Origin of the sequence: Micromonospora qiuiae (genome assembly GCF_016863555.1) — a bacterium.
Classification (GTDB): Bacteria; Actinomycetota; Actinomycetes; order Mycobacteriales; family Micromonosporaceae; genus Micromonospora; species Micromonospora qiuiae.
Window position 1 is genome coordinate 110,231 of record NZ_BOPC01000031.1, and the last position, 11,484, is coordinate 121,714.

Genomic DNA, 11,484 nt, shown 5'->3' on the forward strand with positions numbered 1-11,484 from the left:
GCGTCAGTTCTCCTCGGTCCGGAAGGCGCGCAGTTGCAGCACATTGATCAGGATCAGGGCCAGCAGCACGATGACCGAGAGGGCCGCTGCCACGCCGAGGTCGTTCTGCCCCTGGAAGGCCACCATGTAGATGAGCTGGACGACGGTGATCGTGCTGTTGTCGGGCCCGCCCTTGGTGAGGATGTAGAACTGCTCGAAGGCGAGCAGGGAGCCGGTCACGCAGAGCACGGTCGTCAGGGCCAGCGTCGGCCGCAGCAGCGGCAGGGTGACCTTCCGGAAGGTCTGCCACCTGCTGGCGCCGTCCGAGCGGGCGGCCTCGTACACCTCCGCCGGTATGCCCTGCAGACCGACGAGCATGAGCACCATGTAGAAACCGGCGTACCGCCACACGATGAGGAAGACCGTCGAGAAGAGCGCCGCGTTCGGCGAGCCGAGGAAGGTGAAGCCCAGGGCGTCCATCACGGGTGCCAGCGGGCTCGCGTAGGGCGAGTAGAGCACGTAGAACAGCAGTGACGCCGAGGCCAGCCCGAGGGCGCTGGGAATCAGGAACGAGGCGCGGAGCAGGTTGTTCCAGCGGCTCGACTCCTGCACCAGCAGAGCCAGTCCCAACCCGAGTGCCAGCAGCAGCACGGTCGCGAGCACGGTGTACTTGAGGGTGAAGACCACCGAGTCGGTGAAGAAACGGTGATCCACCGCCTTGACGAAGTTGTCCGGAGCGTTGATTCCCTGATCACCGGTCAACAGCGGCCACCGCGACATCGACATCTTGACGACGAGCAGCAGCGGCACCGCGAACAGCGCCACCACGAACACCGCTGTCGGTGTCGCGTAGAGCCAGCCGAGCAGGGCCTGCCGGCTGCGGGGACGCGACCGGCCCCGCGGCGCCACACCGGGCGAGCGGGACGGTGCGATGACTTTCATGGGAACCTCTCCGTGTGTCGGCGGTCGTTGACGGGCCCGGGTGGTGGCGCCGGCCGCAGGCGGGTGCCGATCGGCAGGGTCGTCGGCACCCGCCTGGGGCGCGGGCGCGGATCTACTGCTGGAGCACGGCGCTGATCTCGCCGTTGTCCTTCTGGAGGTCGCCGCTGCCGTTGAGGACCTGGTTGCGCACGAGCGTCAGCCACGGGCTGTTCGGCGCGTTGAACGCCTGCTGGAAGTTCAGCGCCACCGGCGTGTCGCCCTGGCCGGCCACCTCGTTGATGGTGACCAGCCGCGGGTCCTCGGCGGCGTACCTGTTGTTCGCCAGGTCGGCGCGCGACACCACGTCCTTGTTCTTCGCCAGCACCTCGACCTGGGCCTCCTCGGACATCATCCAGCTGAGGAAGTTCCAGGCCTGGGCCGCCTTCTTGGAGTCCTTCGACACACCGATGCCGTCCCCGCCGACAAAGGTGGAGGCGCCGCCGTTGGGGCCGGGGATACCGGCGACACCGACGTCGAACGGCGTCGAGGAGAGCAGCGTGGCCGGGTAGAACATCAGCCCGACCTTGCCCTCGGTGAAGCCGGCGGTCCAGGTCGGACCGGTCTCACCCGCCGAGGACGGCAGAACAGCGCCGGAGCGCCACAGGTCCGCCCAGGTGCGGTAGACCTGCTGGGCGGTCTCGTCGGCGAGCTTGGACTCCTTGCCGTCCTCACTGAGCACCTGACCGCCAGCGGCCCAGACGGACGGGAACCAGGTGAAGACGAGGCATCCGCCGCAGTTGAGTCCCGCCGCGGTGCCGTAGACACCGTCCTTCTTGAGGCCCTGGACCGCCTTGGCGGCGGCGGCGTACTCCTCGAGCGTCGCCGGCGCCTTCTCCGGGTCCAGCCCGGCCTCGGCGAAGAGCTGCTTGTTCCAGAACAGCATGGACAGGTCCAGCACGAAGGGCAGGACGTGCGCCTTGCCCTCGACCGTGCCCGCCGACAGGTGTCCCTTGTTGATGGAGTCCTTGAAGCTGAGTCCGTCGATGTTCGCGCTGAGATCCTGGAACAGTCCCTGGCTCACCCAGTTCGGCACGTAGACGATGTCCGCGGCGAAGAGGTCCGGAAGGCTGCTCGATCCGGCCGCCGCGCCGACCTTCGCGACGTAGTCGTCGTTGGGAACGACGGTCAGCTTGACCGTGTTCTGGTGGCTGGCGTTGTAGGCGTCGACCAGCAGCTTCGCCTGCTTCTCCAGCGGTGCACGGGTCCACAGGGTGAGCTCGCTGCCGTCGTCGACGCCGTTGGGGCCGGCCTCGGCCGCACTCAGGCCGTTCGGTTCGTCGCCGCCGCAGGCGGCCACGCCCACCGTCAGCGCCGCTACCAGGGCTCCTGCCAACGAACGTAGGGCAGTACGCCTGCCCAGGGTCCTCTTCATCTGTCACTCCCAGGGTTCATCGTTCGATGGGGCCGCGATGCGGTCCCCTGAGCCGCGGTCCACTGCGGTATGAAGCTGGTGGCGTCGATCGGCGCGCGATGCGGGAACCATCTCGTCAACCGGCAGTCGGCACTGGTTCCCATCGCATCGCTGCCTTCCGCCGGATCCGGCGCGGTTGGGTGACGTCGTGCCTGCCGCGGCCGAGGTGGTGGCTATCACTTCCGCCGCTAGGGTGTCGCACGAAAACGCTTTCGGCAAGATGTCGTACGGGTAAAACCTGAACGCCCCGCACTTTCCTTCACATCTTCCCGACAGGCCACCTACGCTCTAGGCTTGCCGCAAGTACGAGGGCGGCGAGCATCTGACGGCCGCTATGAAATCCTTGCGAAAGGTTTTCGGTGGGTCGACGACGATCACAGTCGGTGACGCTGAGTGACGTGGCTAGCCGCGCCGGCGTCTCGATCGCCACCGCGTCCAAGGCACTCAACGGGCGCGCCGAGGTCGCCTCGGCCACCCGAGAGCGGGTGCTGCGCGCCGCCGCCGAGTTGTCCTTCCAACCCAACGTGCTGGCCACCGGTCTGATCTCCGGCCGCACCCGGACAGTCGGCCTGCTCACCGACGAGCTCGGCGGTCGGTTCGCCATACCGATCCTGCTCGGCGCCGAGAACGCCCTCGGCAACGGACAGATGTCCGTGCTGCTCTGCGACGCCCGGGGTGACGCCATCCGCCGCCAGCACTACATCCGCACCCTGCTGGCCCGTCAGGTCGACGGGTTCATCGTGGTCGGTGACAGCAACGAGCTGCGCCCGTCACTGACGCAGGACATCCCCGTCCCGGTGGTCTACGCGTACGCCGAGTCGACCGATCCGCGCGATCTGTCGATCGTGGCCGACGACGAGGGCGGCGCCCGGCTCGCCGCCGAACACCTGGTGTCGCACGGCCGACGCAGGATCGGTCACATCACCGGTCCGGACACCTACCGCGCGGCCCGCGACCGGGTCGCCGGGTTACGCACGGTGCTCAACGAGGCGGCGCTCCGCCTCGCCGGCGAGCCGCTCTACGGCGAGTGGTCGCAACGGTGGGGCCGACACGCTGCCCGACTGCTGCTGGCCGCCCGGCCGGACGTGGACGCCATCTTCTGCGGCAACGACCAGGTCGCCGCTGGCGTTGCCGACACCCTGCGCGGGCTCGGCCGACGGATCCCGGACGACGTGGCGATCATCGGGTACGACAACTGGGAGTTCTTTGCCGCCGACTGCCGGCCGCCACTGACCACCGTGGACCTCAACCTCGAACAGCTCGGCGCGACCGCGGTCAACCACCTCCTCGCCGCCCTGGACGGCACCGCGGACGCCGGGGTCATCCGGCAACAGGGTCGCCTCGTGGTACGCGAGTCCACCGGTCCCGCGGTGCAGAGCTGATCTTCGAGCACGCTCGCCCCTGAAGTCCCGGCGGCGACAGCTCTCGCCGGACGGGACCGCTGCGCTGGGCCGGGATCAGCGGTGTGGTGCTGCCGTGCTGCGCCGGGTCACGAGCTCGGGCAACAGCAGATCGCACCGGCGGATCGCCGGATCGCCGACGCGGTCGAGTTGGGGCAGCAGCAGCCCGAGGCTGCGTCGCCCCAGCTCGGCAAAGTCCTGTCGTACGGTGGTCAGCGGCGGCAGGAACTGTGCAGCGTCCGGTATCCCGTCGAATCCCACCACGCTGACCTCGTCCGGAACGCTGCGACCGGCCTCGTGCAGGGCCCGCAACACACCGAGGGCAAGCTGATCGCTGGCGCAGAAGATGGCCCTGACGGAGGGATCGCGGGCCAACCGTACGCCCTGTTCGTATCCGGTGCACGCCGTCCAGTCACCGGGCACCACCGGCGGAATCGGCGCGCCGGCGGCCTGTAGGGCGGCCCGCCAGCCCGCCTCCCGTTCGTCCGCCTCCGGCCAGTCCGGCGGGCCGGCCAGGTGGTGGACGGTGCGGTGGCCCAGGTCGAGCAGGTGCTGGGTGGCGAGCCGGGCACCTGCGGCGTTGTCGATCTGCGCGCGCGGGATCGCCTCGCTGGATCCGCCGCCCACGGTCACGCAGGGCGATCCGGCCGTCGCCATCGCCAGGGCGCTGGCCATCGCGGGCTTGGGCGCGATGGCGATGATCCCTTCGACCGACTGTCGGCGCAGCCAGTCGACCGCGTCGAGCACCGATCGGCGATCCAGGTGGCGCACGCTGACGACGCTGACGAAGTAGTCCGCGGCGCGGGCCGCACCCTCGATGGCGTACAGCATGGACGTCGGCCCGTACAGCGGGCTCTCGTAACCGATGATGCCGAGCGTGCCGGAGCGTCGCGTGGCCAGCGCCCGGGCCGCCGGATTCCGTTGGTAGTCGAGCGTCCGCATGGCGTCCAGCACCCGCTGCCGGGTGTGGTCCGCGACGTACGGATGTCCATTGACGACACGAGACACGGTCTGGGCGGAGACGCCCGCCAGCTCCGCGACATCACGCATGATCGAACGGCCGGAACGGTTGGCCACCGGCCGCCCAGCTTCCCGAGACGGGGCACACGACGGTGTTGTCTGCACCCCCTGACAATGAACCCCGAAAAGCTTTTCGGCAATCCCGCAGCCGCAACTCCCCTTTGATCACGAGGTTAACGGCAGGCGGAGATTAATCACCTGCTGTCAGCCTCATGATCAACCCTGAAACGGCGGAACGAGTCAGCCTTACGCACGAAAAGCATTTCGGCAAGGGTCCCGACGGGATTGGCGCCTTCACCGGCGCTGCGACGCTCGCGAGTCACCGGCGCGCAGGCGGCGGCGCAGGGCTGGATGCTCCGGGACTGGTGGCGCCACCTGAAGAGCCGCTACGGCTACTGACCTGCGCGGCTGCCGGCGAAGTAGGCGTGCAGCAAGGCGACCGCTCGGCCGCGTGAGTTGCGGGGCCGGGCAGGTCACCTGACGTGCCGCGAAACATGGGCGGGATCAGCGCAGCCGCCGCGCCGGGAACCGGGCCGGCGGCTCGGCGATCGCGTCCTGGGCCGCGATCAGCTGGATCTCCCGGGTGCCCGCCGCCAGGGTCGCCTCGAGGACGGTGAAGACGGTGGCGACGGTGCGTTCCAGGGCCGCCGCGGGCGATCCCGTGGTCGACAGATGCGCCAGGTACAGCGCGGCGGTGACGTCGCCGCCGCCGTTCGGGTTGATCGGCAGCAACGGCGTGGTCACCGCCCACGCGCCCTCGTCCGAGACGGCCACCACCTCCAGCAACCCCGCCGGCAGGTCGCCGTGCAGCACGCTGGTCACCAGGACGTGCCGTGGCCCGGTCGCGCGTACCACGTCGACCGCCTCCAGCAACTCCGGCAGTGACCTCGTGGTGCAGCCGGCGAGGAAGTCCAGCTCGAAGTGGTTGGGGGTGATGATGTCCGCGCGCGGGACCACGACGTCCCGCAGGTACTCCGGAATGCCGGGCCGGACGAACATGCCCCGGCCGACATCGCCCATCACCGGGTCGCAGCAGTAGACGGCCGCCGGGTTCGCGGTCTTGACCAGGGTCACCGCGTCGAGGATCACCGCACCCATCGCCGGGTCGCCCTGGTAGCCCGAGAGCACCGCGTCGGCGTCGCCGAGAACCCCCCGATCCGCTATGCCCGCGATCACCTCGGCCACGTCGGCGGGCGCCAGCAGCGGGCCGCGCCACGCGCCGTATCCGGTGTGGTTGGAGAAGTGCACGGTCAGCACCGGCCAGACCTCGTGCCCGAGCCGTTGCAGGGGGAAGACCGCCGCCGAGTTGCCGACGTAGCCGTAGGCGACCGACGACTGGATGGACAGGAATCTCACCGGCCCATCATGGCGGTTGCCGCCGCGGCCACCCGCACCACCCACTGAGCAGAATCCGTCGAGAGCATCGCGGCACCTCCAACGTGGTGGCCGGGACACCGAGCGTGTCCCGGCCACCGAAGGCGTCGGCTCAGAAGAGCCAGGTCGGCAGTTCCGGCTCCGCACGCAGCGGAACCATCTCCGGGGCCGGTCCGTCCGCCGGGCCGGCGGTCCGGCTACGGGCGTTGTTCGCCGTGGTACCCGGCGGCGGCGCGGCGGCGCACCGCGTGCCCGCCGCCGGTACGACGAGGTCGATCAGGTACCGGTCGATCGCCTCGTCGGCGCAGGCCACCCGGCCGTACACGATGTGTCCCCACCCCTCGTACGTCAGCAGCTCGGCGTGGCCTCCGAACTGCTCGGCAGCGCCCAGCGCCCAGTTGTAGCCGGTCGCCGGGTCGTGCAGCGCGTTGGCGAACAGCAGCTTCGCCTCGTTGGTCGGGGTGATCCGACGCTGCGGATTGTTCGCCGGCGTCGGCCAGCCCAGGCAGATCGCACCCACCGACGCCCGCGGCGGGTTCGGCAGGTCCGGCGCCGCGCGCTGGGCATCGGCGGCGATCGAGCGCCACTCGGCGAAGTCGCGGGCCTTCAGGTCCCAGTCCTGGCAGAGGACCGCCTGGTACGCGAAGTCCACGACCGTCGGCTGGTTCTCGGCCGACCGGCGTGATGCGGCAGCAGGCGTGGTCGACGGGCGGCCGGCGTCGAGCCGCTCCAACTCGCTGGCGATGGCGAGCCAGTAGGGCTGGTAGTTCAAGTTGCCCACCACGAAGTTCACCAGCTCCGACTGGGTGATCTTGTAGCTCGGGTCGTCCGGGTCCGACAGTTCGCCGCGATCGGCGCGCTCCAGCAGTCGCCACCAGAACTGTCGGATGTCGCGGCCGTGCAGGGCGCACTCGGAGAGCCGGGCGCAGCCGGCGACGAACTCGTCGAACGAGTCCTGCCCGGTGGCCGCCTGGGTGACGGCGAAGCCCCGGGCGTCCTGGCTGTGGTCCATCGTGCTGTCCGCGACGAGGGCCCGCACCCGGTTCGGATACCGTTCCGCGTACTGCTGGGCCATCAGCGTGCCGTACGACATACCGAAGAAGGTCAGCTTGTCGTCGCCGACCGCCGCCCGGATGGCGTCGATGTCACGGATCACCTGCAGCGTGTCCACATGGTCGAAAACCGGCCCGCTGTGGGTGCGGCAGTCGTCGGCCAGCGCCCGACTCGCGGCGACCATGTCATCGAAGGCGGTGGCCGTTGTGATCGGCCCGGCAGGCAGATCCAGGATCCTGTCGAGCGAACACCGGACCGGCGCGCTACGGGCGACGCCGCGTGGGTCGAATCCGAGAATATCGAAGTGACGACGGAGGTCGTCGCTGTACCCGGCTCGCAGCGCCGCGTCGACGCCCGAGCCGCCCGGTCCGCCCGGGTTGACCACCAGCGACCCGCGCCGCGCGTTCGGGTCGGTGGCCGGCCGCTTGGCCAGCGCCAGGTCGATGGTCGGCCCGTGCGGGTCGGCCCAGTCGACCGGCACCTCCAGCGTGCCGCACAGGGCGCTGGCATCCTGCTCGCAGGGCGCCCACTGCACGGCCTCGACCGGGGCCGCCGAGGCGGGCGACGGGGCGAGCGGCATCAACATCAGACCCGCCACCGCACCGACAAACAATTGCCGGACCACTTTTCTGCGCATGCTTCCTCTCCCAGGTAATTACCCGGCACCTGCCGGACGGAAGCGACGTTAGCGAATTGAACGAACGCGCGGTGTTACCTGATTGTGTCGCCGAGAAAGCCGATGTTAAAACGTTGGGAATTGACCGGCAGAAGAACCGGCAGAACACTATGCAGCTTCTTTCTGCCCATACCTGAGAACGGTGAGGTCAATGGTCTCCGGGGGAAATCCGAGTGAGGATCCGTCGCATCGAGACATCGAATCCGACGGCCAACAGTCAAGATGGCCGACATCACAGGAATCGGCGACCGGTTCGTCGCGGCCACCACCCCGCCCAATAGCAGACAGCACTCACGCGGTTACTCCAAGTAATATCCCTGCCGATGGCTCTCTCCGATCAGGAGGCACACTCGTGATCAACTCACCGTGGATGGACGTGGCGGGGTCCCTCACTCGGCGGCTAGGCGGACCATCGCGGCAATCGAGCGGTCCACGTCCGCCTCGGTCGTGGTGGCGTTCGACACCGCGATCCGCATCAATCGTCGGCCCCGCCACGTCGTACCGCCCACCCAGCAGGTGCCCTCCGCCTGCGCCGCCGCGACCACCCGGTCGGTGCGCGCGTCGTCGCCGAAGCCGACCAGCACCTGATTGAGGACCACCTCGTTCGCCACCTCGAACCCGGCCGCGGTCAGCCCCTCAGCGAACCGGCGGGCCAGCGCGCAGCAGCGGTCGACCAGCGCCGCCACCCCGTCGCGGCCCAGCTCCCGCAGCCCGGCCCAGACCGCGAATCCCCGGGCCCGGCGCGACGACTCCGCGGTCAGATCCGCGCCTACCGGCGCACCACCGGATCCGACGAGGTACGACGCGGTGTAGGACATCGCCGCCGCGTGCACGTCGGGCCGGGCGCAGAAGGCGAAGGCCGAGTCGTACGGCAGGTTCAGCCACTTGTGGCCGTCGCAGGCCCACGAATCCGCCAGCTCCAGCCCGTCGGTCAGGTGCCGGGTGGCCGGGCTCGCCGCGGCCCACAGGCCGAACGCCCCGTCCACGTGCACCCACCCGCCGTGCCGATGGACCAGCTCACACGCCTCCCGCAGCTCGTCGCAGGCGCCGGTGTTCACGTTGCCGGCCTGGAGGCAGACGATGGTGGGGCCCGGGGAGGCGGCACGCAGCGCGCCCCGCAGCGACTCCAGGTCGATGGCGCCGTTCGGCCCGGCGGCAACCGGCCGCACCACGTCCGTGCCCAGGCCGAGCAGCCGCAGCGAACGGTCGATGGTCGCGTGCCGCTCCGCACCGGCGAGCACCCGGATCGACGGCGCCCCGAGCAGGCCGCGCCGCTCCACGTCCCAGCCCGCGTCGGCGAGCACCTGGTGCCGGGCGGCGGCGAGCCCGGCGGTGTTGGCCGCCTGTGCACCGGTGACGAAACCGACCGATGCCGACGCCGGGATCCCCAGCAGGTCCTTCAGCCAGTCGCCGGCGGCGGCCTCGGCGGCGACGGCGGCCGGGGACGTGACGGCGTTGAACGCGACCTGGTCCCAACCGGCGGCGAGCATGTCGGCCGCGGTCGCCGCTGGCAGCGCGCCGCCGACCACGAACCCGAAGTACCGCGGTCCGGCGGTCGCCACCAGGCCGGGTTCGGCCGCAGCGACCAGCTCCGCCACCACCTGCTCCGGTGGGGTGGGGGCGGCGGGCAACGGACCGGCGAACGCCTCGACCAGCCGGGACTGGTCGATCGGCACCCCGACCGGCCGCTCCGGCAACGAGCGACGATAGTCGGCCGCGTGATCGGCGACCGAGTGGAACAGGCGACGCAACTCGTCCATCGGCGCACCATACTCGCCGCCCCCGACAGGTCAGGCGCTGACCGAGGCCCGGTTTCCGCCCGCGCGCTTGGCCGCGTACATGGCGCTGTCGGCCCGGGTGAGGGCCTCTTCGAACGAGTACGCCCGACCGCTGGCGACCCCGACGCTGACCCTGACCCTGACCGGCCAGGCCGTCAGGCCGGCGATGGCGCGCACCACCCGCTGGGCCACCTCCGTGGCGGCGACGGTGCCGGCGCCGGGCAGAATGGCGACGAACTCGTCGCCGCCCAACCGAGCCACCAGATCGCCCGTGCGAACGTTGCTGGTGAGCAGCTGCGCGACGGCGCGCAGCACGTCGTCGCCGGTGGCGTGACCCAGCGAATCGTTGATGTGCTTGAACCGGTCGATGTCCGCAGCCAGCACCGCCACCGGTTGCTCGGCGGCGGTGCCGGACGCGGCCAGGGTCTGCAGGAACGTGTCGAGGCCCCGCCGGTTGGCCACCCCGGTGAGCGGGTCGGTCTGCGCCGCCTGCTCGGCCTGCTCGTGCTGCCAGCGCAGGACGTCGTACGACTGCATCGTCATCGCCGTGTGCAGCCAGCGCTGCCGCTGGCGCCAGAGAAGTTCGGCGAGCGCGTCCCCGTAGGTGAGCCCGGGTACGGCGTCGGGCGAACCGTTGGCCGCGAGCAGCACCGCGTGGGTACGGTGCAGGGCCGCCGAGATCAGCCAGTCGGTGTCGGGTGCCAGGGAGGCGACGGCGTCCTGGATGACGCGTAGCGCCTCGTCCGGCCGCCCGGAGCGGCGCAACGCGACGGCGTGGAAAGGCCGGCACAGCAGGAGCTCCTGATGCTGTTCCTTCAGCCCGTACCCCTTCAGGAGCGCGACGTACCGGGGAATGTCGGCCGCCGCCTCCGCCGGGTCCTGGCGGTCGGCGCGCGAGCACGCCGCGTACAGCAGCGCCGACAGCCGCCACACCTGCGCCCTCGGTCCGGACGCCTCCGCCGCCGCCCGCACCGCGTACTCCTCGGCGACCGTGGTGAGCTTCTCCGCCTCGGCGACCTGGCCGATCTGGTACAGCTCCAACGCCCATATCAGGTTGAGTTCCGCCAGATTGCACAGCCACATCGCGCGGTTGCCGTTGTCCGGGTACGACGCCCGGCAGGTCGCCTCGTACGCGGCCTGGAACTGCGGCACGGCAAGCTCGTAGAGGCGCAACTGGGCGTAGCCGATGGCGATCCCGGTATGGGCGTTACCCCTGATCACCGGATCCGGCTCGTCGGCGAGCAGGGCGATCTCCGCGCTGACCAGATCCCGTAGCACCGCCTCGATGTCGTACTCGGCGATGTCCTGGTCGCCGAGGCGCAGCCGGCGGGTCGCCCGCAGCGACAGCGCGCAGGAGCGCCAGCCGGCACTGCCCTCACGATCCGCAGCGGTCAACATCAGACCGGCGGCGGCGATGGCCGCGGGCAGGTCATCCAACCGGGTCAACGCCACGACGCGCGCGAAGTGCATCGCCGCCGGGCCGTCGGAGATCTCTCCGGTGGGTTCGCGAAGCGCCGCCTCGGCGACCGCCAGCACCCGAGCGGCAGCACCGGCCTGAGCCTCCTCGACGAGGTTCAGGGCCCGGAGGGTCAGATCATCCACGCGGTCCTCCGCGCCGCCCTGGGAAAGAAAACAGCCCGATGCTACCGGAGTCCCGCTTCGGGCAGCCGTCGTCGGGCCACCCTCGGAGCCGGCGGGCGCGGTCCCCGAAGCATCGACAGCCTTGTCCAATGCGGGACAACTTCTGGCTGCGTACGTTCACCCGCAGGACGCCCGGTGCCACCTCTCGTGCACCATTTTCTCTGGGACACC

At 70.3% G+C, this 11,484-nt stretch carries 9 protein-coding genes; 2 read left to right on the forward strand and 7 right to left on the reverse strand.

What is annotated here, in order from left to right; all coding sequences use genetic code 11:
- Window positions 1–3: 3 nt before the first annotated feature.
- Window positions 4–921, reverse strand: coding sequence for a carbohydrate ABC transporter permease (locus Vqi01_RS12645; protein WP_204034938.1), 918 nt, complete (start codon window positions 919–921; stop codon window positions 4–6).
- A gap of 112 nt (window positions 922–1,033) precedes the next feature.
- Window positions 1,034–2,332 carry an ABC transporter substrate-binding protein gene (locus Vqi01_RS12650; protein WP_204034939.1) on the reverse strand — a complete coding sequence of 433 codons (1,299 nt, stop codon included), beginning with the start codon at window positions 2,330–2,332 and terminating at the stop codon, window positions 1,034–1,036.
- Window positions 2,333–2,730: 398 nt separating this feature from the next.
- Here Vqi01_RS12650 and Vqi01_RS12655 point away from each other — a divergent pair, with 398 nt between their 5' ends.
- Window positions 2,731–3,753 (forward strand): LacI family DNA-binding transcriptional regulator, encoded by a 1,023-nt coding sequence (locus Vqi01_RS12655; RefSeq protein ID WP_204034940.1) that lies wholly within the window; start codon window positions 2,731–2,733, stop codon window positions 3,751–3,753.
- Between the two features lie 75 nt (window positions 3,754–3,828).
- On the opposite strand, the gene Vqi01_RS12660 is transcribed toward Vqi01_RS12655, so the two are convergent.
- Window positions 3,829–4,821 carry a LacI family DNA-binding transcriptional regulator gene (locus Vqi01_RS12660; RefSeq protein ID WP_204034941.1) on the reverse strand — a complete coding sequence of 331 codons (993 nt, stop codon included), beginning with the start codon at window positions 4,819–4,821 and terminating at the stop codon, window positions 3,829–3,831.
- 182 nt (window positions 4,822–5,003) lie between these two features.
- Between Vqi01_RS12660 and Vqi01_RS12665 the strand changes: the two genes are divergently transcribed.
- Window positions 5,004–5,246: a hypothetical protein gene (locus Vqi01_RS12665; protein ID WP_204034942.1), complete on the forward strand. Its 243-nt coding sequence runs from the start codon at window positions 5,004–5,006 to the stop codon at window positions 5,244–5,246.
- 49 nt (window positions 5,247–5,295) lie between these two features.
- Here Vqi01_RS12665 and pdxY read toward each other — a convergent pair whose 3' ends face one another.
- The 4 genes from pdxY to Vqi01_RS12685 form a co-directional block, all read right to left on the reverse strand.
- Window positions 5,296–6,147, reverse strand: coding sequence for a pyridoxal kinase PdxY (pdxY, locus tag Vqi01_RS12670; RefSeq protein WP_204034943.1), 852 nt, complete (start codon window positions 6,145–6,147; stop codon window positions 5,296–5,298).
- A 130-nt stretch (window positions 6,148–6,277) separates the two neighbouring features.
- Window positions 6,278–7,855 carry an alpha/beta hydrolase gene (locus Vqi01_RS12675; protein ID WP_204034944.1) on the reverse strand — a complete coding sequence of 526 codons (1,578 nt, stop codon included), beginning with the start codon at window positions 7,853–7,855 and terminating at the stop codon, window positions 6,278–6,280.
- Window positions 7,856–8,283: 428 nt separating this feature from the next.
- Entirely contained in the window at window positions 8,284–9,654 is a 1,371-nt protein-coding gene (locus Vqi01_RS12680; protein WP_204034945.1) for a pyridoxal phosphate-dependent decarboxylase family protein, read from the reverse strand.
- 30 nt (window positions 9,655–9,684) lie between these two features.
- Complete coding sequence (locus tag Vqi01_RS12685) at window positions 9,685–11,274, reverse strand: GGDEF domain-containing protein (RefSeq protein ID WP_204034946.1); 1,590 nt, start codon at window positions 11,272–11,274, stop codon at window positions 9,685–9,687.
- Window positions 11,275–11,484: the final 210 nt, after the last annotated feature.

What these genes read in the sequence shown, in the direction of transcription:
- Vqi01_RS12675 (WP_204034944.1), bottom strand. Translation starts at nt 7,855, where the DNA reads ATGCGCAGAAAAGTGGTCCGGCAATTGTTTGTCGGTGCGGTGGCGGGT.
- Vqi01_RS12665 (WP_204034942.1), top strand. Translation starts at nt 5,004, where the DNA reads ATGATCAACCCTGAAACGGCGGAACGAGTCAGCCTTACGCACGAAAAG.
- Vqi01_RS12650 (WP_204034939.1), bottom strand. Translation starts at nt 2,332, where the DNA reads ATGAAGAGGACCCTGGGCAGGCGTACTGCCCTACGTTCGTTGGCAGGA.
- Vqi01_RS12680 (WP_204034945.1), bottom strand. Translation starts at nt 9,654, where the DNA reads ATGGACGAGTTGCGTCGCCTGTTCCACTCGGTCGCCGATCACGCGGCC.
- Vqi01_RS12645 (WP_204034938.1), bottom strand. Translation starts at nt 921, where the DNA reads ATGAAAGTCATCGCACCGTCCCGCTCGCCCGGTGTGGCGCCGCGGGGC.
- Vqi01_RS12660 (WP_204034941.1), bottom strand. Translation starts at nt 4,821, where the DNA reads ATGCGTGATGTCGCGGAGCTGGCGGGCGTCTCCGCCCAGACCGTGTCT.